Source organism: Leisingera sp. ANG-DT (assembly GCF_000813785.1).
In the GTDB taxonomy this organism is placed as follows: domain Bacteria; phylum Pseudomonadota; class Alphaproteobacteria; order Rhodobacterales; family Rhodobacteraceae; genus Leisingera.
Map to the genome: position 1 here is coordinate 24,699 of NZ_JWLE01000022.1, position 20,820 is coordinate 45,518.

Below are 20,820 nucleotides of genomic sequence, written 5' to 3' on the forward strand. Positions count from 1 at the left end.
TTATTCGTCGCCCGGCACGCCGTAAGACGGCGCCTCGCGCGGGTCGAGCGCGCGCTGGACATAGGCATCCAGCTGCGGCTTGTAGATATCCCAGGCCGCAGCAATGTTTTCGATCGGGCAATCCCCGGTCCAATCACAGCGCAGGTCGGCCACCGGCCAGCTCACCTTGTCGACCAGTTTCATGCCCGCAGAATGCACCGGCCCGGCCTCGCCGCCAGCTGCCAGCCCGGCCCGCATCGCGGCAATCAGCCGGTCGCCAAGATGGCCGGTTGAAGCCGCGAACCCGTCCACGATGGCCTGGCATACGCCATCGTTGGCCAGCAGGTTGCCACCCGAGGCCACATCCTGGCCTTCTGCTTGCGTCCAGATGCCCAGGGAGTTCGGCCCGGAGTGAATGGCCGTGTCGCCGCTTTTGTCTACGGCCAGCACTTGCCGGTATTCAATGAACCTGCCGCGCCGCTGAACTTCCGCAACCGCTTCAGCGGCGCTCATGCCCTGCTCCATCAGGTCCAGTGCCAGCGGACCGAGGCTTGGATCGGTTACATTCTGGCTTGCGGCAGCGCCAACACCCGCCCGCGCAAATGAACAGCGTGCTGCCACCGCCGGAGAGGAGGACGAAATCGCCACTCCGAACATGCCCGTTTCCGCGCAGCGCGCCACAAGCGAAAATGTCATCGTCTTTCCTCCTCACCAGCCACTGGAAACGGATCTATTCCTCCATCTGGCCGGAAATATCCTCGGGGGTGATTTGAGCCGCAGGCTCAAGAGGGGCAGACAGCCCCCTTCCCGCTTCCGGATCAGTCCGGAATAACCGCGGTGCCGTCGATCTCCACCAGCCACTCGGGCCGCGCCAGCGCCTGCACAACCAGGCCGGTCGACACCGGATGCACCCCTTTAATGTATTCGCCCATGGTGCGGTAAACCGCCTCGCGGTGGCGCACATCGGTGATGTAGACGACGACCTTCACCAGATGCTCCATTGTGCCACCGCACTCTTCAATCAACTGCTGGATGTTCTGCATCACCTTGTGGGTCTGCTCCACCGGGTCGTGGCTTTCAATGTTCTTCGCATCGTCCAGGTTCTGCGGGCACTGGCCGCGCAGGTAAACGGTTTTGCCGCCGTGTGTCACCACCGCCTGGCACAGATCATTGTCCAGGTTCTGTTCCGGATAAGTGTCCGATGTGTTGAACTTGCGGATACGGGTATGGGCCATGATGTCCTCCTGGCATGGCGGGATAAAGTGTGCGGCCAGCGTTGTTTTTCTGGTGACTGTCGCACACACGTCGGGGCAGCAAAACTACCGTCTGGCTACCCCTTGCTTAGGCTGCTGCTAAGCGCCGCGCTCAGAGCGCGTCGGCGCGGTGTTCGCCGGGGCCACGATAGCCCTCGTAGTGGCGCTGGATAGCGATCTGGTCAGCCACATGCTTGGCATCATGCCAGACCCCCCAGATAAAGGTCGAGCCGCGCCGAGACTGCCAGGGTAAGCCCAAGAAGTAGACCCCCGGCTCTGCCGAAACTCCGCGCTGATGCAGCGGGCGGCCGCGTTCGTCGAAGGCATCCACTTTCATCCAGGTGAAATCCTGGCGGAAGCCGGTGGCCCAAAGGATGGTAGTGATGCCTTCTGCCGCAAGATCCAGCTCGCGTACCGGGTTGGTCAGGCTGTCCGGGTCGAGGAAGGCCCTGCGCGCCTCCGGCTCCTCTGGCAGATCAACACCAGTGCGTTCGACATAAGCATCTGCCAAGTCCAACATCTTCAAATAGTCGGCATCACCATTGGCAATGTTTTCCGGAAGATCGCCGGCAAACTTCATGGTTCCATTGTCATAGGACTCGGTCAGGCCCAGCAGCGTCACCCCCTCGCCTGCCAGGCGGCGGAAATCCATGGTCTGACCGCCATAGGCGCCGCTGACGGAAATCGTCACATGCTCCTTGCCCGGCTCCAGCGCAGCCTGATCCCACAGGCCCAGCACCCCCAGCCACCAGACAAAGTCGCGGCCCCGGTACATCCGCGGCGGGCGGTCATGCGGCCCCACCGAAAGATAAACCTTGCGGCCTGCCCGGTTCAGCTCATCGGCGATCTGCGCACCGGATGACCCCGCCCCGACCACCAGCACTGCACCTTCGGGCAGCTGATCCGGATTGCGGTAGTGGAAAGAGTGAAGCTGGTTCACCCCTGCGCCCTCGGGCACCACAGGCGGGATCACAGGATGCTGGAATGCGCCGGTTGCCGCCACAATCCGCTTTGTCTCGATCACACCATCCGAGGTTTCGACCCGGAAACCGCCGGTGCCGTCAATACGCCCGGCCCTGGTCACTTCAACTCCGGTGCGGATCGGCGCATTGAACCGTTCCGCATATTCAACCATGTAGTCCGCAACCCTCTCTTTGGCCGGAAAGGCCTCAGGGTCAGTTCCTTCGTACTCCAGGTTCGGGAAACGGTCATGCCAAGCGGGGCCGTTGGCAACCAGCGAGTCCCAGCGCCCGGTCCGCCAGGCCTCTGCAATCCGGTTTTTTTCCAGCACCAGATGCGGTACGCCGTGGCTGGTCAGATGCTCGCTCATGGCCACACCGGCCTGCCCGGCACCAACAACTAGAGTGTCTACCTTTTCTACAGCCATTTCCAAACCCTCTTCTGACACTCCGGCGCGGGCTGCTACCCTACCGGTCTTCCCCATCAGAATGCTCACAACAACAAGTTCGGAAAAAGAATTGTGTGACTTACCCCTGCTTCGGTTGCAGCTAACCAGCAGCTGAAATCAAAATAGACAACTCACGGGGCTTTCGCGGCAAAGCCCTGAAGAAAAACCCTGATCGACGCGGTTTCGCCTGTGCAAACCTGTGGCAACATACAGTATTGTTTGCACTGCTAGTCATTCGGGACATTCCCAAACTGTCTGGGCATGAAAAGCCCTTGAGGATTGGATACACTGTGGGGCACTCGACAGCTGCCCTCAAACTAAAGCACCAATGTTTCGTTCAGATGGTCCAGGCTGAACTAGACTTTTTAGTCAGCTCAACGCCTTTGCCGACCCGTTCAACCGCTGTGCGCGCGGTCATTGCCCTTGAACCAGTGGCGGGCAATTCCCACTGTCATTAATCCCGCGCTGGGGCACGCCGCCGGAGACCCGGAGCGCATACTAGTGCGCGTCGAACAGCATCTCATGGGATTGCAGAAGGTAGGCTCGGACCAGGAAGGCCCGGCTGTGCGACAGCTTGATATGGGCAATCTGGAGCTTGGTGCGCTCTCCACCGAGAATCGCCCAGTCTTCGCTCCAGTCGAATTGGGAGGCTTCGCCCGGCTGAAACGCCAGCGGAACAAACGTGCCGCGGCCTGACGACTGCTGAACGCGCTGGCGTACCGCGCGCCATGCCCGCATGAAGGCCGCCACCCGCCCGTACGAGCCGGTAAAGCCGAGAGCCGCCAGGTCCACATGCAGCTGCTTAACCGTGCGCCGCTGCTTGCGGGGCTTGCGCGATTGCGCGGCAAGCCAAGCAGACAGCTTGTCCGCGAATGGATCCAGCTTGCTCGGACGCTGCGGGACTTGAAACCGGGGCACAACAGCACCCGAACGTGTGAACAGGCATGCAATTTTGACCCCGTAGCGGGGAAATCGGCGTCCAAAGATGACCCCCTTACACTGATGTGAATCATGCCCTCGAGGTTATCGGGGAGCACAGAGTGGGATGTTGGTCGTGGAGACGATAGCAAAGATCCGGCGGGCGTATTTTCAGGATTGAGGCATTGAGCCGCCATTGGTCCGAGGCCAATGCCGAACAAGCCGATCAAGCAAATCTGCCGGGAACTGCGGGTATCGCGGAATACGGTGCGGAAGGTGATCCGGTCTGGTGTGACGGAAGCAACCTACGAACGCCGCGTTAAGCCTCTGCCAAAGATCGGGCCATGGAAAGACAAGCTCAAAGAGATGTTGGCGGCGAATGCGAGGAAGCCAAAGCGCGAGCGGTTAACCCGCATCCGGATCTTCGAAGAACTGAGAGCCCTTGGATATGACGGCGGCTATGACGCTGTCCGGCGTTACGCGGCCACGTGGTCCAAGGAAGAACAAGAGGCCACCGCGGCCGCCTATGTCCCGCTGATTTTCGATCCGGGCGAGGCCTACCAATTTGACTGGAGCCACGAGATTGTTGTGATCGACGGTGCGACCACCACTGTGAAGGTGGCGCATGTCCGGCTCTGCCACAGCCGCATGCTGTTTGTCCGGGCCTATCCGCGCGAGACGCAGGAGCCTCGCCATTGCCGCTTGGACCAATGGCGCTCCCAATGGCTCGATGTTCGATGCCCATGACAAGGCCTTCGCCTTCTTCGGCGGGGCCTGCACGCGCGGGATCTACGACAGCGGAAATTGTCCGCCACTGGTCCGAGGACAATGGACGCGAAGACGGCGGCAGACACGATCTTCGTTGGCCGCGACCGGGCCTGCAATCGGCGCTTCCAGCAGATGTGCGGGCATTATCTTGTCGATCCCGTTGCCTGCACACCAGCATCGGGCTGGGAGAAGGGACAGGTCGAGAACCAGGCAGGCGTTGTCCGGCGTCGCTTCTTCGTGCCCAGGCCCAAGTTTAAGAGTTACGCCGAACTAAACGCCTGGCTCGAGGATCGCTGCGCCGCCTGGGCCAAATCTCATCCGCACCAAGAGCTTCGAGACCGCACGATCTGGGAGGTCTTCGAGGACGAGCGGGCGAGTCTGGTGCCATACGTCGGCCCCTTTGATGGTTTCCACGCTGTTCCGGCATCAGTCTCGAAGACCTGTCTCGTCCGGTTCGACAAGAACCGCTACTCGGTGGATGGCCGCGCCGTCGGCCGGCCAGTCGAGATCCGCGCCTATGCCGAGCGGGTCGAGTTCTGGCAGGACGGCAAGATCGTAGGGCGGCATGAACGAGCCTTCGGGCGCGACAAGGCCATCTACGATCCGCTGCACTACATCCCGGTGCTGGCCCGCAAGCCCCCTCTCGCGCATGCACGCATGCGCTGCCGGGCAGCGGGACGCCCTCAGGAATGGGGCTCCCTTCAAGGACAGGGAGCTGCCATCAGCGATCAGGCGCATTCAGCGCAAACTGGGCAAGGTGCCCAATGGCGACCGGCCCCCTCTCGGGACATTGCTGCGCAATGCCCTGCCGGGCAGTGGATGGTCCAGATCCTGAGCATGATCCCCACCGATGGGCTGGATGCAGTGGATGCTGCCTGTGCCGAAGCGCTGAACGAAGGGGCCCCCGCGGCCTCGGTCGTCACCAACATTCTGGCCCGGCATCGTGAGCCGCCGCTGACCATCGATACGCCGGACGCGTCACGCTGGATGCGTGCCTCTGGCACGACGCGACTGACCTGCGAGCCCGTGGCCGACTGCAAACGCTATGACCGCCTAAGGAGACACATCCGTGGAAAGATCACAGGTGCTGGACGCGTCACGCCGTAGGCGTGCCTCCGGCACGACGAGCCAGCTGAAGCTCTACGGCATGAAGGCCGCCTACGATGAGACCATCGCCACGGCGGTGAAGCGTCAGCACGAACCGCAACAGATCATCCATTGCCCGGCAGGCGCATGCGCAGCATACTGCCGAGAGGGGGCGATCTGCTGAACGCCGAGATCAGTGAGAAGCAGGCGCGCTCGATCAAATACCAGATGACGATTGCCAAGCTGCCCCTGGCGAAAGAGGTCGATGAGTTCAGCTTCGAAGGCACGCCGGTCAACGAGGCGCTGGTCCGTGATCTGGCGACCGGAGAGTTTCTGGCGCAGCAACGCAATGTCGTGCTGATCGGCGGCACAGGGACCGGTAAATCCCACCTTGCCGTCAGCATCGCTCGGGCGTGCATCCGCCGCGGCAGACGGGGGCGCTTCTTCAACGTTGTGGACCTGGTGAACAAACTCGATGCGGAAGCCCGCGCCGACCGACAGGGGCGCACGGCAGATCTGCTGTGCCGTCTCGACTTCCTGATCCTCGACGAGCTTGGCTATCTCCCCTTCGCACAAACCGGTGGTCAGCTATTGTTCCATCTCATCAGCCGCCTCTACGAGCGCACATCGATCATCGTGAAGACCAACCTCGACTTCGGCGAATGGCCCTCGGTCTTCGGCGACGCCAAGATGACTACCGCGCTGCTCGACCGCCTTACCCACCATTGCGACATCGTCGAAACGGGCAACGAGAGCTGGCGCTTCAAAACCCGAGAATAGTCGAGCCGACGCTGGCACGATACGGCTTCGCTTGGTGGAGGCTACACCGCATCGGGCCAGCTAACCGCACGTCAAACAGGGGGTCAATTTTGGATGCCTATAGGGGGTCAAAGTTCCATGCCGATTGAAACCACTGGCGGAACAGGAGGCGCGAGCGGGGATGTTGGAGACACGAAAAAGGAAAGGTTCTGTCGCAAATGGCAAAACTATGTGTCGCCCGACAATTTGTGTCAAACGTCAGGCAAAGCTGACCCGATGCTGACTGTTTTTAAGGAAAAATTGCCTGCACCTGCCAGGCATTTCCACCCCAATTGTCAAGCATTTCTGACCCAAGACAGGCCGGTTTTCGCTGCAAACGCAGCCAAGGCGCCATCCTGTGCCCTCTTTACGCAGGCAGCTGACGTCGCAGCTTCATGCAGTGGACGGCAGGTTCGAGCCCAACTTGTACCTTGGATTTCTTCGCTGCGCGTGCTCGCCGCAACAAAATCGTCGCAACTGCATCATTTTGGGCGCCGCTGAGCGGCGTAAAAAACAGCCGTTCAAGCATGCTGCAGAGAGATCTGTCACCCGAATCCACAGGTCGCCGGACGGAGCTGACTTCCGCCCCAATTGCAGCTAGGGGTGCCCCGAGTGTCGGCTTCGCGCAGGGAAGCCAACTTAATAGAGGCACTGCCTGACAGGCCGGTTCATTACAATACAGGCTACTGAGGCAATTTGGCTGAACCATTAGCTGCAAAGGTCATTTCCATTGAAACTGACCCTCTTGAAACTTGCAGCTTTTGGCCCACCTCGAGCCCTTACCTATTGGTTCGGGGCAATTGACAATTCTGTCAGCGTTCGCCTACCTGCTTTCGATGGTTCCTCAAGGCAAAATGCTGAGAGGATGAAAAGGGAACACGGTGAGGTGTAGCCAACAGGCGCTAAATCCGTGACTGCCCCCGCAACTGTAAGCGGATAGCGACGCCAAGCACCCACTGGCCGTATGGCTGGGAAGGATGGCGCAGCCAAGACCCGCAAGTCAGGAGACCTGCCATCGCGATTTCAACCACACCGGGACGGGGCGTCCTGGAAGGAGGCCTCATGGCACGCATCCTGCGTATCTCGGAAACTTGCTCCCACTGTTTGGGCTTGCTTGGACGTAGCCGCAGGTGCGGTTGCCGTCCCTGACATCATCTTGTCCATGCAGGTTCCGCAGCTGCCTGCCTAACACCTGAGCTGACGCAGCTGTCCACTGAATCAGCGCTTGTTATATTATCACATAACTTGTACACCTCACCCCAAAATTCCCTTGTCAGAAACCTAAGGACCAAGGACATGCCGAATTATTCACGCGCTTTCTGGACCAAAACCCTCGCCGCAACCTGCCTCGCCGCTGCGGCGCTTTTGAGCCCTGCAGCCGCAGAAACCAAATTGGAAATGGTGATTGCCGCGCCGTTTGGCCCCAAAAGCAGCATTCCTGATCCCCGTGCCCGCCAGAATGGCTGGCTCAGCAACCGGGCAGGCGTGTCGGAAACGCTGATTGGTATCGGCTATGACATGACCCTTCAGCCGCGCCTTGCCACCGGTTTTGAAAACCTGTCTGAACGGGAATGGAAAATCACCCTGCGCGAGGGTGTAAAATTCCATGATGGCTCTGCGGTCACCGCCCAGGCTGTCAAAGAGTCGTTTGAAAAGCTGAGCGAAGAGGGCCACCCCGGGAATAACCCGCGCCTGGTCAAGCTTCTGAACATCGAATCCATCGAGCTGGTTGACGATAAAACGCTGGTCTTCCGCACCAGTGCACCGAACTCAGCTTTCCTGTGGTCGCTGACCGAACCGTCGGCGGCTGTCATGAAAGACGGCACCGATGCAATGCCGCTGGTGGGCACTGGTCCGTTTGTCTTTGAAAATGCGGAAACGGACAAAACTTATGTGACCACTGGGTTTGCCGATTACTGGGGCGGCGCGCCGAAACTTGACCGTCTGGTGATCGACGCGATCAGCGACCCTTCGGTTGCGGCACTGGCACTGCAGGCGGGCGATGTTGATCTGGTCACCAACTACCCGGAACCGGATTTCGCCAAGCTGCTTGAAGAAGGCAAAGGCCAGCTGTTCTCGGAGGCAACCGCGCGACTGTTCTTCTTGCAGCCACGGGTGAATGACGGTCCACTGTCCAACCAGACGCTTCTGAATGCCGTTTCGCTGGGCCTGGACCGTGACACCATCGTTGCGGCGACCCTGGCAGGTGTCGGTGGGCAGTCGGCCAATGGCATCTTCCCAGCCAGCATGAAATCCTGGGTAAACGGCGATATCAGCCTGTCCTATGACCCGGCCAAAGCGCTGGCCATGCTGGATGAGGCGGGAATTACCGACAGTGACGGCAATGGCATCCGGGAGCTGAACGGCGAAGACATCGTGCTGAAGATCCGTAGCTACGAAGGCCGGGCTGCGCTGCGGCCGACACTGGAAATCTCGCAGATCATGCTGCAGCAGATCGGTCTGGGCGCGGAAATCGCAATGGGTGAATTCGGCGCAAACAACGAGGCACTTAAAGCTGGCGAAATCGACCTGCACCTACAGGCCTGGGGCACCGCCCCGCAAGGCGATCCGGATTACTTCCCCAGCACATTGGTGGCGACGGATGGCAGCTATAATGTTTCCGGCTACTCCAACCCTGAGCTGGACGCACTGCTTAAAAAGGGCCGTAGCCTGTTTTCAAGCGAAGAGCGCAAACCGGTCTATGCCGAGGTTCAAGCCATTATCAACCGTGACCTTCCGGTGATCCCGCTGTTCCACAAGACACAGGTTTCGGTCGGCAATGGCAAGGTTGAGGGCTACCGCATCCACCCGGCAGAAACCTATCTGGCGAGCCCGGAGCTGGCGATTGCCGAGTAAACAGGCACCTTTGATGAAAATCGAGGCCCTGTCCGCCGAAATTGGCGGGCAGGGTATTCTGCATGATGTCAGTCTTGAGATGGCGCCGACAGAATGGCTGGCGGTTGTGGGCGGCTCCGGTGCGGGCAAATCTACTCTTTTGCGGGCCGTGATGGGCCTGACCCGCCCTGCGCGTCCGACCAGCGGGCACATTCTGTTCAACGGCGCGCAGCGTGCTTTTGCCTCGCCCGCAAAAACCACTCTGGATGGCATTGCATATGTGCCGCAAAGCCCGGCCCATGGCTTTGATCCGCTGCGCCGCCTGCGCTGGCAATGGGACCAACTGGCCCGCCGCAAAAGGGTAAAACACACCTCACATCAGCGGGACATTCTATCGGCCCTTGGCCTGCCGGATCCGGGCGGTAGCTACCCGCATCAGTGGAGTCGAGGTATGCAGCAGCGTCTGTTGCTGGCGATGGCCCTGATGGATGCTCCGAAACTTTTGATCCTGGACGAGCCGACCTCAGCGTTGGATCCGCTGATTGCATCGCAGGTGCTGCAGGAAACCCGGCGCATCGCCGCGGAACATGAGATCGCGGTGATGATGGTGACCCACGACCTGGCGCTGGCCGCACGATTTGCAGGACGGATTGCAATTATGCAGCGCGGCCGGATTGTTGAGAGCGGAGTTTCTGACATCCTTTTGTCCAACCCGCAGCATACCTATTCCCGCGAGCTAGTGGCGCACCGCTGCTGGGACAAAGCCAAGCCAGAGATCAGCCATGCCGCCGAATGACCCGGTCTTTCAACTCGAAGGCCTGACAGTCAGGGCCGGAGACAAAGTGCTGTTGCAAGATGTTTCCTGTGACATCCAGCAGGGTGGAATGCTATGTGTCATCGGAGAAAGCGGCGCAGGTAAGTCTACCTTGCTGAAAGCCGTGCAGGGGTTTCTGCCCGCAACTTGCCGCAGGCTAGTGTTCACGCCCTCTGGCACGGATATCACCGGGGCTGTGCCAACGCACCCTGGCCTGCCGCAGACCCGCTGGGTAATGCAGGATCCATTGGCTGCTCTGAACCCGCGGCTGACACTTGGCGCCTCTATACAGGAAAGCCTTTACCGCCAAAACCTGACCGTCCAGGAGCGCAAGAGTGCCGTTCTTGCCGCACTGGAAGATGTCCAGCTGGGATCGGAGTTTTACAGCAGGTTCCCTGGTCAGGTCTCTCTGGGTCAGGCACAGCGGGCCTGTCTGGCGCGGGCCTTGATCGCCCGGCCCAAGCTCATCTTTTTTGATGAGCCGCTGAGCGCGCTGGATGCTCTGGTGCAAAAGAAGATCGCCCGCCAAATGGAAGTGCTGCGGCGCAAGACGCAGACCGCATATCTTGTGGTCACCCATGATCTGGGGTTCGCCGCGGCCTATGCTGATAAGGTTCTGGTTCTGCGCATGGGGCAGGTCGAAGCCTATCAGCCATGCGATGAGTTCATTGCCGCACCGGCCAGCCCCTATGCGGAAAACCTGATCGAGGCCGCCCGCAGCCTCGGCACATTGAGCCACGCCAGTGAGGCCGCATGAAGTATTTTCTGTCGCGCCTGCCGGGCCTTGCCTTTGTTCTGTTGGGGATCAGCCTGATTACCTTCACGCTCAGCTATTTCTCCCCCGGCGACCGAGCTGAGGCTATTGCCCATGCGCGCTACCCCGAAGAAATTGCCTTCCCACCAGAACTGCTCCAGGCCATTCGCGCCGAGTTCCACTTAGAGGAGCCGTTCTGGCTCCAGTACCTCTATTGGTTTGGCAATGTGCTGCGCGGTGATTTTGGCCTGTCGTATGCCTCGCAAACGTCGGTCTGGGACATTTTCATTGGCAATCTTGGTGAAACAGTGACCCTGTCGCTAACGTCTCTGGGGCTGGGGCTGGCTGTTGCGTTTCTGTTGGCCAGTCTTGCGGTGCGCCACCCGGGGACATGGCTGGACCGGGCTGCCGTGATGCTCTCCTCAGTTGGCGCAGCCATGCCGAGCTACTGGCTGGGCTTGCTGCTGATCCTGGGCTTTGCCGTGCATCTGGGGTGGTTCCCGTCATATGGCACCGGCACGCCCGCGCATCTGGTGCTGCCAGCGCTGACGCTGGCGTTCTGGGTGATGGCCTCGCAGACCCGTCTGCTTCGCAGCTTCATGCTGGAGGCGGCCAATCAGCCATTTGTCGAAACCCTGCGCCTGCGCGGCATTTCCGAGAGCGAGATCTTCTTTCGGCACGTGCTGCGCCACGCGATGGTGCCCGCTGTGACCATGATTGCGATCGACTTTGCTAGCCTGCTGGAAGGCGCGATCATCGTCGAGCTGACCTTTGCCCGGTCTGGGCTGGGGTCTTTGCTGGCTGGCTCCGTGCTGTCGCGCGACCTGCCTATGGTGATGTTTCTGGTGATGTTCTTTGCCGTTGCTTATGTCGTGATCAATTCACTGGCTGAGGCACTGCAGGCCGCCAGTGACCCGGCGACCCGCACGCAGGAGCAGAGGGTATGAGTGAGGTTCTCCTACAAAAAGGCGCCAAGCTGCCGGACAGCCCGCTGTCCCGGTTCAAGCGCAGAACAGGTCTGGTACTGGCGGTGCTGGCACTGGGGCTGTGCATCGGATTGTGGTTGACACCCTACCAGCCGGCACAGGCGGATTTTCTCAACCGACTGGCGCCGCCTGAACCTGCACACTGGTTCGGCACAGACCATCTGGGCCGCGATATTGGCACCCGGCTGCTTTATGGTGCGTTCTGGTCTCTGGGGCTGGCGCTTGTGGTGTCATTGGCGGGGCTGATCGCAGGGACGCTCGTCGGGCTGCTGGCTGCCCGTTCCGGTTCCTTCCCCGACGCCCTGCTGATGCGAGTGACAGACAGTTTCTTTGCCTTTCCGGAGCTTATCGCAGCGGTTGCCTTTGCCGGGCTGTTCGGCCCCAGCACTGTCAACCTAGTGGTTGCCCTGTCTCTGGTCAGTTGGATGAAATTCGCGCGGCTTGCCCGCAGTCTGGGGTTGACCATCGGAGAACGGGATTTTGTTATTCAGGCCCGCCTGAACGGCCTGGCTGACTGGCTGATCCTGTGGCGCCACATTCTGCCGAATGTGCTGCCATCACTGCTGGTTCTTTGGACCAGCAGCTGGTCACGCACGATCCTTGCAGTGTCTGGGCTCAGCTTTCTGGGGTTCGGAGTGCAGCCGCCCACCGCCGAATGGGGGGCCATGCTGCTGGATGGCAAACCCTATATGCAGACCGCTCCTCACATTATGATTTTTCCGGGTCTGGCCGTGCTGGTTTCCGTGCTGGCAATCAATCTGGCTGGAGACAGTCTCCGAGACGTACTGGCACAGACCAGATAACCCACCAAGAGGCAAAACAATGGAAGCCACAGGTATCGCACTGCGCATCGGCGCAACCTTGTTTTTCACAGTCATGGTCGTGTTTGTGAAGCTGCTTGCCGACGAGGTCCCGTTAGGCCAGGTGGTGTTTTTTCGAAGCGCCGTCGCCCTGATACCACTGGTTCTGTTCCTGATGTGGACACGGGACTTTCCTAGCGGTTTGCGGACTAAACGACCCCTGTCCCATATTGCCCGCTGCCTACTGGGCTGCACTGCGCTGTTCGCCTCATTTGCTTCGCTAAAATACCTGCCGCTCGCCCATGCGTCGATCATAGGCTATCTGGCCCCGGTCCTGGCAGTGGTTCTGGCGCGATTCTTATTGGGTGAACAAGTGAACGGGATGCGCTGGTTTGCCGTTGTCCTGGGGTTCCTGGGAATGCTCGTTCTAGTGCTGCCTGGCTTGACTGCTGCGACACCGGATCAACCCTATTTGATCGGAGCAGGCCTGGCCTTCGCCATGGCGATCTTCACGGCCGGTGCCAAAATTCAGATCCGCAGCCTTGCTCAAACGGAAAACGCCGGAGCCATAGCCTTCTACTTTGCACTGACCTGTGCAGTGGCTGGGGGAGTTTCTGTGTTTTGGGGCTGGGTCCAGCCTGACTTTCTGCAGCTGGTCTACCTCTGCGGTGCAGGAATTGCAGGTGGCATTGCCCATATCATGATGACCCTTGCTCTGCAGCACAGCGAAATCTCAAAACTCGCACCATTCGAGTATCTGTCGCTGATTTTTGCCGTTTTAGCGGATTTCATGCTGTTCCGGCTTGTCCCAGACGGTGCTTTCTACCTTTCGACGCTGATGATCCTGGCCGCGATGTGGGCGATTACATTCAAAGACCGTGCAAAAGGAAGATCACCTGGACGGGAGCCAAGCAAACAAATGTAGGCTAGTTGCCTCACAACATAGTCTTTCATTGGAAATACCATAAACGACGGCTTTTTGCTGATCACGAAGTATGAAAATGGCGCAGGCGGCGAGCCAACTTTTGACCGCAAAGGGGCTCTCTTTTGCTGACTGCTCACGCGGCGAATCCGATGGCTCTGAGGCAACAGAAGCGGCCACCCAGAGTTACGGCCAAGTCCTTGAAATCGTGCGACCTGGAACGGTGACCAGACGTTCCCGTATCGGCAGCAGATGTTCGTGTGGCAGACGGCGAAATTTGACTGTGAGCCCAACTTGCTCATTGGCATTTCTCGCTGCGCGCGCTTGCTGCACACTGGATATCGCAGATGCAGAAAATTGCGCGCTGCCCCGCGGCGTTCAACGCGGCCATTGATCGGCGTTGCAGCATAGGTTGATCAGAGACGGATCAGGGACCGGACTTTGCGGATATTGGCCGCATTCGCAGCATGGCTAACCAGGAGCGGCGGTTTTTTAGCAGGAAGCGTGTGTGCTAAAGCCCTGTTCAGCCAAAAAACCGCTATACCCTTGTAAGTGTCCGCTCCATCAGGTGATACCCTGTTGGAGCAATCTGTTCACGGAACTCAGGATCATGGCTGACCAGCAGAACCGCCTGGTCAAGCTCTTTCAGAATCTCAGCCAGCCGTGCATAATTTTCTGGATCCAGCGCGTTGGTCGGCTCATCGAGTATGAGCACTTCCGGTTCCATTGCCAGAACCGTGGCCAGCGTCACCAGCCGTTTCTCACCGCCCGACAGCTTGTGGGTGACCCGGTCACGCAGGTGCATCAGCCGCAGGCGTGACAGTATTGCATCAACCACCGCCAGGGCTTCCTGCTTGGACTTGCCTAGGTTCAGCGGGCCGAAGGCGACATCTTCGGCCACAGTCGGGCAGAACAGCTGGTCATCGGCGTCCTGGAAAACGAACCCCACACGGCGGCGCACTTCGTGAAAGTCCGGTTCGCTGTTGCAAGGTTTTCCGAATGCTGTGACAGAACCGCTATCGGGTGCAATCAATCCCATGATGATTTTTAGGAGCGTGGATTTCCCTGCTCCATTTGGTCCGACAATCGACAGCCGTTCTCCCGCATTGAGCTTCATCGAGGCGCCTTCCAGCACCGGATCAAGCCCAGGGTAGGCAAAATGAATATCATTCAGATCAAGAAGCGGCATAAAAGGCCTCTGCCCAGATCAGGGCGGCAAGGGCGGCGGTAAGTGCCGCGGCAAACAACAGGTCCGCCCTGCGCAGGCGGAAGTCTTCCAGGAGGATGATACGGCCGGAGAAGCCCCGGCATTTCATCGCCGCCAGAATGCGTTCCGACCGTTCAATGGCGCGCACCAGCATCATCCCCACCAGATAGCCGTAGCTGCGGTAGGTGTGCCAGTTGGTGCCGGGGCGGAAGCCGCGCAGCTTCATCGAGGTGCTCAGGCGCTGGTATTCCTCGCGCAGGACATCGATGTAGCGGATAGTGAACATCATCAGATGCACCAGCCGCTCCGGCGTCTTGAGGGCAAAGAGAGCATGTCCCATCGTCACGGGCTCCATGGACCCGACCAGCGTCATGACCGCCAGGATGACGGCGTTTGCGGTCAGGGCAATCTCGGCCGCGCGCCGCAGGCCTTCCCAGCTCGCCTCCAGCCCCCAAACAGAAAGGACTGGGGTGCCCGGAACAGTGAACGGCAGCAGCACCAGCATGAAGATGATGAAACTGTCCATCATCGCCATCCGCTTCAGCGTCTTCCGGGGCGGCAGCCCGGAGAAAGCCAGTAGCCACATCGACAGGCCAAGCGCAGCTGACAGCACCCAAAGGTTGCTAATGGAGACCACCACAACGGCATAGACCGCGGTCATTACGATGCGCATCCGCGGGTCAAGCGCGGTGACCTTGGCGCGGAAGGCACCGATGCCACTGAGCGGCCTTTCGGCGCCTGTCAGGACATAGGTCATGCTTTGCCACCGATTCTGCGCCGCGCAGCGATGTAAAAGCCCAGACCAAAAAGACCAAAGATGTAGCCGATGCCGCCAAGAACAGACTGAAAATCGGACTTGTTCTTAAACGCGGTAAGCTCCTGCCGAAGCGGGCGCAATTCATTGCGCATCATGGTGGCAAGCTCAGCGCGGGCCTGATCGGACAAACCGGCAGACCTGGAGGCCGAAGTGACGTCTGCGGTGCTAGTCGCCGCAAGCGCTGCCATGCTTGGGCTTTGGCCCATGATCTGTGCGACCTCTGCGGCGTCCATGATCACTTCGGCAACATGGCCGGCACCAAGGTCGCCGCGGAAGATATGCGTCACCGGTTCTGACGGGGTGAACAGGAAGAAGCCGTCAGCGTCGGTCCTGGTTTCACCCAGTTTGCCGCCAGCCTCGTCAAAGACCTCGATCAGCAAGTCCGCAGCCATATCACCATTGGAAAAGCCGACCTCGCCCTCAATGTCCGATCCAGATGGAAACACCGAGGAAATCACATTGTGCGCCAATGCCGGCAGCGGTGCCAGCAGGGCAAGGATCAGCACGCAGGAGCGGATCATGCCAGGCTTCCTTTCGTGTCAACAAACAGTTCGGGCTTCACCCGCCGGGCCAGGAAAATGGCGGCGCCGGACAACAGCGCCTCGATCAGCATCACTGGGATATGGGAAAAGAACACAAGCTTGGCGGCAAGGATGAACTCATCACCGGACAGCATCAGCGATACTGCGACTGCGAGGGTTGTGAAGGCAATTGCTGCACCGCCGCCAATGCCGCCCCAGATAGCCCCCTGCAGCGGCGAGCCGCGCGCCACCAGCGGCCGGAACATCAGGCCGACCAGAACAGCGGGCAGGGCAATATTCACGGCGTTCACGCCCAACACGGTCAGCCCGCCGAAGCCGAAGAAGACCGCCTGCAGGAGAAGCCCGACAAACAAAGCCGGGAACGCGGCCCAGCCCAGCACCAGCCCGGCAAGGCCATTTAGGATCAGGTGAACCGAACTGGGCCCGATCGGGACATGGATCAGGGAGGCCACAAAGAAACTGGCCGACAGAACACCCGCCGCGGGAATCCGCTCCAGCGGCAGGTTGCGCAGACCCATGGCAATACCGCCGACGGCGGCAACCGCGCCGCCGATCACAACCGGGTTCGACAGTGCGCCGTCTACGATATGCATCGGTCTACTTTCACTTCAGCTCTTCTGCGTGGATCCACAGAACAGCATCCTGGCTGAGTTCCTTGCCGTCGTGCTCGGTCGCCGGACCGGACCCGAGTGCCGCAAAGCCCCAGTAGCCTGCTTTCGGAATGCCAAAGGAAAAAACGCCGTTCTGGTCGGCGATGGCAACAATTGCGCCGCCCGGCATCTCACCCACGGTGGGATCAGTGGTTGAGAATTTTTCCAGATCCGGCTCCGACGCCATGAACTCGACTTCGATCTCGGCACCCGGAACCGGCTTGCCGTCCGCCAGAACCTGACCGGAAAAGGTGGAGCCTACGATGACGTTATAGGGCTTGTTCAGCGGCAGGATCTCGGTCGCCAGGCCAGCCGGCTGGTCCCAGTCTGTGGGCAGCGTGTTGCGGTTCAGCACGACCTTGGAGATCTGCTGGATATAGATGTCTTCACTTTCCTCGTAGTAAGGCGAAGGGACCGTCACCACGACATAGTCGCCGGACCGCTTGACCGGGACCGAGGCCTTGTAAGCCGAAGCTTCGTTTTCAGCCCCTTTGAAGGTGGCGGGTTCCAGGCGGTCCGACAGGTCGGTCTTTTCACCTTTGTGGATCATGAAAAACTCTTCCGGCTTGCCCATGTCCATCGCATGGCCGTTGGCCATCGGGTGCCAGAACACCAGGCCCATCGGCACGTCGCCGGGCTTTTCGATCAGCGCTTGTTCAGTGTAGTTCAGCTGGAAATGCGCCGAAGCGGTAACCGGCAGGGAAACGGCCAGAGCAGCGGCCAGGTAGTTCAGTTTCATTTCGTCCTCATTCGACGATACAGGCGCACCTGCAATCAGGAATGAACAACGGGGAGTAGCGGCACGGAAACGCCTGAACGGCACACGCGCCAGACGCGCACCCCGGCGTCCGGTGGAAAAGGGCAGTAACCCCGCAAGCGGAGCCTCAGTCCCCGTGTCCGGCAGGTCTCCTGACTCGCGGGTCCTGGCTCGGCTGGCCTTCCCGGGGATGTTCCCAGTGGCGTATTCAGCGTCACTCACCGCTCACAGTTGCGGGGGCAGTCACGGATTTGGTCCCTTTTGGGTACGCCGCACCGTGTTCCCTATTTCTTCCGCTGCGCATTGAAACACTCGCGGAACCGGTCACCTTGGCTGAATGGCAAACCGGAATTTCTGAGTCAAGAGAATCATGTTCTGTTCACTTGGCCGTCCGGTGCCGATGGTTTTTCTCCTGCAGTGCTGCAGGGATCAATAGGCAGGCATGTTCCTATCAGAGGAACGGGGAAACACCGCTGCCTTTCGAAGTTTTTTGTATGCGTAATCAATCATCGTCACTTGAAAAATTGGAAAGGCAAATTCGGCGATATGGATGCCAGCCCAAGGCCATTTCTACTCAGGTTGCGAATTCTCCCGCTTGACAGAATAAGTTCAGTTTGCCTAAGTCCCGACCATTCTGGTCCGGCTGGGAGACCACCCGGTTAAAAGGGAACACGGTGAGGTGTAGCCAACAGGCGCCGAATCCGTGACTGCCCCCGCAACTGTGAGCGGAGAGCAATGCTGCGGTATGCCACTGCCCCAAGGGGCGGGAAGGCGCAGCAAAGCCTCGACCCGCAAGTCAGGAGACCTGCCAGGATGATCACCCTATCGCGGTGCGGGGCGCGCCGAAGATAACGGACCTTCCGTAGTGGTGGCAGTTTTCACCGTCTGCGGGGGCATTGCCTTCCAAAGACCAAAATTATGAACATGCTGCCAGGTATGGGCAGCCGCTTGGCCTGTGCTTGCTGCGTGGGCCGGGAGGAATGGAATATGCGCAAGGCAAGCCTGTCCCTGGCCGCCGCCCTGGCCGCCGCCCCTGTAATCGCAACCGCTCAGGATGAAGAAGTCACCGATCTGGGGGAGATCATCGTCTCCGGCGGCTTCACGCCGGTCGAGGCCCAAAAATACGGCCGCTCAGTCTCAGTCCTGACCAGCGAAGAAATCGAAGATCGCGGTATCACCACCGTCCGGGACGCGCTGCGTTCGGTCCCCGGCCTGATGGTGAACGGCTCCGGCGACAGTTTTACCCAGGTCCGCATCCGCGGTGCCGAAGCCAATCACACGCTGATCCTGATCGACGGCGTCGAAGCCTCGGGCGGTGACAGCGAGTACATTCTGTCCGGCCTGGACACTGCCAATATCGAGCGGATCGAAGTCCTGCGCGGCCCGCAGTCGGTGTTCTACGGCTCCAACGCCTCCGCCGGTGTGATCAACATCATCACCAAGTCCGGCGGCATCGGCACGGAATACGGCGGCAGCGCGGAAGCGGGGTCCGACGGCTACCGGGCCTCGGCCCGAGTTTCGTCGCGGACCGAGCGCGGCGGTATCGCCTTCAGCTTCGCCCATGACAATGACGACGGCTATGACACCTCGGGCGATGGCGGTGAAGAAGACGGCATCCGCCGCAATACACTGCAATTGAAAGGCGACTACCTGGTCACCGACCGGCTGAAACTTGGCTTCAACTTCCGCACGTCGGATGAACGCTATGACAGCGACCGCACCTCCTTCACCGCAACGGATGCGGCTAGCTATGTCGTGGATGATCCGACGCAATTCAGTGACCGGGATGAGCAACTGGCGCAAGTCTATGCTGAACTGGACACATTGGGCGGCCGCCTGAAACACCGCCTGTCAATCGAACGCACTGACTTTGACCGGTCCTTCAATGGCGGCACCCCGACCGAGACCAAAACGGAAGCAGCAAAGTACCTGCTGAGCTTCGGCCTGGACGGGCAGTTAGCGGATCAAGCAGACCACCTTCTTAACGCGATGCTGGAATGGGAAAAGGACTCCAGCAGTTCCAACCCGGCCTTTGCGCGCGAAACCAATTCGATTGCCCTGGAATACCGCGGCAGCTTTGCCAACGGCCTGGACCTGCAGCTCGGGGTGCGCCACGACAACAACAGCGTATTCGAAGACGCCACCAGCTGGACCGCCAGTGCTTCTTACACTTTAGCAGACAGCGGTGTGCGCCTGCACAGCTCGGCTGGAACCGGTGTTGTGAACCCCTCTTACTTTGAGCTGTTTGCCAACAGCACATTCGGCTCCACCACCTATCTCGGCAATCCGAACTTGCAGCCGGAGGAAAATCGCAGCTTCGATTTCGGAATTGAGGTGCCGTTCCTTCAAGGGCGCGGCCTGGTTGATGTGACCTATTTCGACGAGACGCTGACAGGCGAGATCGAGAGCTACATGGTGAACGCAACCACGTTCTCCTACCGCAACCAAGCCGGTGACAGTGATCGCAAGGGTGTTGAGCTGGCAGCAAGCCTGGAAGCCAGCGAATACCTCGATCTGCGTCTGTCCTACACCTATCTGGACGCCACCAACCCCGATGGCTCGGTCGAGATCCGCCGCCCGGAGCACGAGCTTCTGCTGAGTGCCACACTGGATACTTTCAATGGCCGCGGCTCTGTCACCGCGGACATCCGGCATGTGGCAGGCAATTGGGACAGCCAGTTCTTTGGCTCGTTTGCCACCGCTGAGCTGCCGGATTACACAACCTTTGATGTGGCTGCTCAGTATGAGCTGACGGATAACGTGGTGCTGACTGGGCGCGTCACCAACCTGTTCGACGAGGACTACGCCGACGTCTGGGGCTACGCCAAGCGCGGCCGCGCCGCCTATATCGGCGTGCGGGCCTCGTTCTGACCCATGCGCAGGCTCCCCGGCATAGCCCTGGCCCTTTTGTGGGCCGCCACCGGTACTTTTGCCGGGCCATCGCGCGTGGTGTCGATGAACCTCTGCACTGACCAACTGGCGATGCTGCTTGCGGCGCCCGGCCAGCTGGCCTCGGTCTCCTACATCGCGCAGGACACACGCGCCTCGGCCATGGCGGACGCGGCCATGGCCTATCCCGCCAACCACGGGCTGGCCGAAGAGATCTATCTGCTGCAGCCCGACCTGGTGATTGCCGGCGCCTATTCGACACCTGCCACCACGGATATGCTGCGCCGTCTTGGCGTGCCGGTGGTGGTGTTCGAGCCCGCCAGCTCGCTGCAGGATGTGCGCGCACGTATCTTGCAGATGGGTCAGGTTCTGGGCCGCGAAGAAGCGGCCCACGCACTGCTGGCAGACTTCGACAAGCGACTGGCAACGCTTGAGCAAGCCGGACCGGAGGCGGCACGCGCCGCGCTTTATGCCGCCAACGGGTTCACTTCCGGCAGTATGACCCTCGCGGGCCGGATCCTGCGCGCGGCGGGGCTGCGCAATATCGCGGATGAACTGGGCTATGCGCACTCCGGTCATATGCCGCTGGAACTGCTGGCGTTGGCCGCGCCGGATCTGCTTGTCTGACGTCAGCGCC

Annotated in this window: 17 protein-coding genes, 3 pseudogenes and 3 riboswitches; of the genes and pseudogenes, 11 read left to right on the forward strand and 9 right to left on the reverse strand. The window is 60.0% G+C overall.

Going from position 1 to position 20,820, the window contains the following annotated elements:
* The 4 genes and pseudogenes from RA21_RS16670 to RA21_RS16685 form a co-directional block, all read right to left on the reverse strand.
* A complete protein-coding gene (locus RA21_RS16670; protein ID WP_019294912.1) occupies positions 1-675 on the reverse strand; it encodes a DUF1028 domain-containing protein in 675 nt (224 codons plus the stop codon).
* Between the two features lie 122 nt (positions 676-797).
* The gene (locus tag RA21_RS16675) at positions 798-1,214 is read right to left on the reverse strand and encodes a RidA family protein (protein ID WP_019294911.1); all 417 of its coding nucleotides are present in this window, start codon (positions 1,212-1,214) and stop codon (positions 798-800) included.
* Positions 1,215-1,344: 130 nt separating this feature from the next.
* Positions 1,345-2,619 carry a flavin-containing monooxygenase gene (locus RA21_RS16680; RefSeq protein WP_039151011.1) on the reverse strand — a complete coding sequence of 425 codons (1,275 nt, stop codon included), beginning with the start codon at positions 2,617-2,619 and terminating at the stop codon, positions 1,345-1,347.
* 522 nt (positions 2,620-3,141) lie between these two features.
* Positions 3,142-3,561, reverse strand: a pseudogene (locus RA21_RS16685) (IS21 family transposase); the annotation flags it as partial.
* A gap of 124 nt (positions 3,562-3,685) precedes the next feature.
* Here RA21_RS16685 and istA point away from each other — a divergent pair.
* The 9 genes and pseudogenes from istA to RA21_RS16725 all read left to right on the forward strand — a co-directional run bounded on the left by istA (position 3,686) and on the right by RA21_RS16725 (position 13,324).
* A pseudogene (istA, locus tag RA21_RS16690) lies at positions 3,686-5,433 on the forward strand (IS21 family transposase).
* A pseudogene (gene istB / locus RA21_RS16695) lies at positions 5,396-6,192 on the forward strand (IS21-like element helper ATPase IstB). The pseudogenes istA and istB overlap by 38 nt, the downstream one beginning before the upstream one ends.
* A 117-nt stretch (positions 6,193-6,309) precedes the next feature.
* On the forward strand, positions 6,310-6,711 hold the full coding sequence (locus tag RA21_RS22695; protein WP_152610579.1) for a hypothetical protein: 402 nt from the start codon (positions 6,310-6,312) through the stop codon (positions 6,709-6,711).
* A 319-nt stretch (positions 6,712-7,030) separates the two neighbouring features.
* Positions 7,031-7,241, forward strand: a riboswitch (cobalamin riboswitch).
* A gap of 265 nt (positions 7,242-7,506) precedes the next feature.
* Positions 7,507-9,066 (forward strand): ABC transporter substrate-binding protein, encoded by a 1,560-nt coding sequence (locus RA21_RS16700; RefSeq protein WP_019294577.1) that lies wholly within the window; start codon positions 7,507-7,509, stop codon positions 9,064-9,066.
* Between the two features lie 13 nt (positions 9,067-9,079).
* The gene (locus tag RA21_RS16705) at positions 9,080-9,841 is read left to right on the forward strand and encodes an ATP-binding cassette domain-containing protein (RefSeq protein ID WP_019294578.1); all 762 of its coding nucleotides are present in this window, start codon (positions 9,080-9,082) and stop codon (positions 9,839-9,841) included.
* Complete coding sequence (locus tag RA21_RS16710; protein WP_272946432.1) at positions 9,828-10,616, forward strand: ATP-binding cassette domain-containing protein; 789 nt, start codon at positions 9,828-9,830, stop codon at positions 10,614-10,616. Before RA21_RS16705 ends, RA21_RS16710 begins: the two co-directional genes overlap by 14 nt.
* A complete protein-coding gene (locus tag RA21_RS16715) occupies positions 10,613-11,560 on the forward strand; it encodes an ABC transporter permease (protein WP_019294580.1) in 948 nt (315 codons plus the stop codon). The genes RA21_RS16710 and RA21_RS16715 overlap by 4 nt, the downstream gene beginning before the upstream one ends.
* On the forward strand, positions 11,557-12,402 hold the full coding sequence (locus RA21_RS16720; RefSeq protein WP_039151016.1) for an ABC transporter permease: 846 nt from the start codon (positions 11,557-11,559) through the stop codon (positions 12,400-12,402). Before RA21_RS16715 ends, RA21_RS16720 begins: the two co-directional genes overlap by 4 nt.
* A gap of 19 nt (positions 12,403-12,421) precedes the next feature.
* Complete coding sequence (locus tag RA21_RS16725; protein WP_019294582.1) at positions 12,422-13,324, forward strand: DMT family transporter; 903 nt, start codon at positions 12,422-12,424, stop codon at positions 13,322-13,324.
* A 535-nt stretch (positions 13,325-13,859) separates the two neighbouring features.
* Here the strand turns inward: RA21_RS16725 and RA21_RS16730 are convergent.
* From RA21_RS16730 to RA21_RS16750, 5 genes are read right to left on the reverse strand one after another with little or no spacing between them, the layout of a single operon-like run.
* Positions 13,860-14,510, reverse strand: a complete 651-nt coding sequence (locus tag RA21_RS16730) for an energy-coupling factor ABC transporter ATP-binding protein (protein ID WP_019294583.1) — start codon at positions 14,508-14,510, stop codon at positions 13,860-13,862.
* Positions 14,497-15,285 (reverse strand): cobalt ECF transporter T component CbiQ, encoded by a 789-nt coding sequence (gene cbiQ, locus RA21_RS16735; RefSeq protein WP_039151019.1) that lies wholly within the window; start codon positions 15,283-15,285, stop codon positions 14,497-14,499. Before cbiQ ends, RA21_RS16730 begins: the two co-directional genes overlap by 14 nt.
* Positions 15,282-15,866: a cobalt ABC transporter permease gene (locus RA21_RS16740; protein WP_019294585.1), complete on the reverse strand. Its 585-nt coding sequence runs from the start codon at positions 15,864-15,866 to the stop codon at positions 15,282-15,284. Before RA21_RS16740 ends, cbiQ begins: the two co-directional genes overlap by 4 nt.
* Positions 15,863-16,480: a cobalt transporter CbiM gene (gene cbiM, locus RA21_RS16745; protein ID WP_039151022.1), complete on the reverse strand. Its 618-nt coding sequence runs from the start codon at positions 16,478-16,480 to the stop codon at positions 15,863-15,865. The genes RA21_RS16740 and cbiM overlap by 4 nt, the downstream gene beginning before the upstream one ends.
* Positions 16,481-16,490: 10 nt before the next feature.
* Positions 16,491-17,276 (reverse strand): DUF4198 domain-containing protein, encoded by a 786-nt coding sequence (locus RA21_RS16750; RefSeq protein ID WP_019294587.1) that lies wholly within the window; start codon positions 17,274-17,276, stop codon positions 16,491-16,493.
* Between the two features lie 143 nt (positions 17,277-17,419).
* Positions 17,420-17,634, reverse strand: a riboswitch (cobalamin riboswitch).
* Positions 17,635-17,912: 278 nt separating this feature from the next.
* Positions 17,913-18,121, forward strand: a riboswitch (cobalamin riboswitch).
* Positions 18,122-18,281: 160 nt separating this feature from the next.
* Here RA21_RS16750 and RA21_RS16755 point away from each other — a divergent pair.
* Both RA21_RS16755 and RA21_RS16760 read left to right on the forward strand, forming a co-directional pair.
* Positions 18,282-20,165 carry a TonB-dependent receptor plug domain-containing protein gene (locus RA21_RS16755; RefSeq protein WP_039151026.1) on the forward strand — a complete coding sequence of 628 codons (1,884 nt, stop codon included), beginning with the start codon at positions 18,282-18,284 and terminating at the stop codon, positions 20,163-20,165.
* Between the two features lie 3 nt (positions 20,166-20,168).
* Positions 20,169-20,810, forward strand: a complete 642-nt coding sequence (locus tag RA21_RS16760) for an ABC transporter substrate-binding protein (protein WP_241483516.1) — start codon at positions 20,169-20,171, stop codon at positions 20,808-20,810.
* Positions 20,811-20,820 lie beyond the last annotated feature (10 nt).

What these genes read in the sequence shown, in the direction of transcription:
- RA21_RS16670 (WP_019294912.1), bottom strand. Translation starts at nt 675, where the DNA reads ATGACATTTTCGCTTGTGGCGCGCTGCGCGGAAACGGGCATGTTCGGA.
- RA21_RS16675 (WP_019294911.1), bottom strand. Translation starts at nt 1,214, where the DNA reads ATGGCCCATACCCGTATCCGCAAGTTCAACACATCGGACACTTATCCG.
- RA21_RS16680 (WP_039151011.1), bottom strand. Translation starts at nt 2,619, where the DNA reads ATGGCTGTAGAAAAGGTAGACACTCTAGTTGTTGGTGCCGGGCAGGCC.
- RA21_RS22695 (WP_152610579.1), top strand. Translation starts at nt 6,310, where the DNA reads ATGCCGATTGAAACCACTGGCGGAACAGGAGGCGCGAGCGGGGATGTT.
- RA21_RS16700 (WP_019294577.1), top strand. Translation starts at nt 7,507, where the DNA reads ATGCCGAATTATTCACGCGCTTTCTGGACCAAAACCCTCGCCGCAACC.
- RA21_RS16705 (WP_019294578.1), top strand. Translation starts at nt 9,080, where the DNA reads ATGAAAATCGAGGCCCTGTCCGCCGAAATTGGCGGGCAGGGTATTCTG.
- RA21_RS16710 (WP_272946432.1), top strand. Translation starts at nt 9,828, where the DNA reads ATGCCGCCGAATGACCCGGTCTTTCAACTCGAAGGCCTGACAGTCAGG.
- RA21_RS16715 (WP_019294580.1), top strand. Translation starts at nt 10,613, where the DNA reads ATGAAGTATTTTCTGTCGCGCCTGCCGGGCCTTGCCTTTGTTCTGTTG.
- RA21_RS16720 (WP_039151016.1), top strand. Translation starts at nt 11,557, where the DNA reads ATGAGTGAGGTTCTCCTACAAAAAGGCGCCAAGCTGCCGGACAGCCCG.
- RA21_RS16725 (WP_019294582.1), top strand. Translation starts at nt 12,422, where the DNA reads ATGGAAGCCACAGGTATCGCACTGCGCATCGGCGCAACCTTGTTTTTC.
- RA21_RS16730 (WP_019294583.1), bottom strand. Translation starts at nt 14,510, where the DNA reads ATGCCGCTTCTTGATCTGAATGATATTCATTTTGCCTACCCTGGGCTT.
- cbiQ (WP_039151019.1), bottom strand. Translation starts at nt 15,285, where the DNA reads ATGACCTATGTCCTGACAGGCGCCGAAAGGCCGCTCAGTGGCATCGGT.
- RA21_RS16740 (WP_019294585.1), bottom strand. Translation starts at nt 15,866, where the DNA reads ATGATCCGCTCCTGCGTGCTGATCCTTGCCCTGCTGGCACCGCTGCCG.
- cbiM (WP_039151022.1), bottom strand. Translation starts at nt 16,480, where the DNA reads ATGCATATCGTAGACGGCGCACTGTCGAACCCGGTTGTGATCGGCGGC.
- RA21_RS16750 (WP_019294587.1), bottom strand. Translation starts at nt 17,276, where the DNA reads ATGAAACTGAACTACCTGGCCGCTGCTCTGGCCGTTTCCCTGCCGGTT.
- RA21_RS16755 (WP_039151026.1), top strand. Translation starts at nt 18,282, where the DNA reads ATGCGCAAGGCAAGCCTGTCCCTGGCCGCCGCCCTGGCCGCCGCCCCT.
- RA21_RS16760 (WP_241483516.1), top strand. Translation starts at nt 20,169, where the DNA reads ATGCGCAGGCTCCCCGGCATAGCCCTGGCCCTTTTGTGGGCCGCCACC.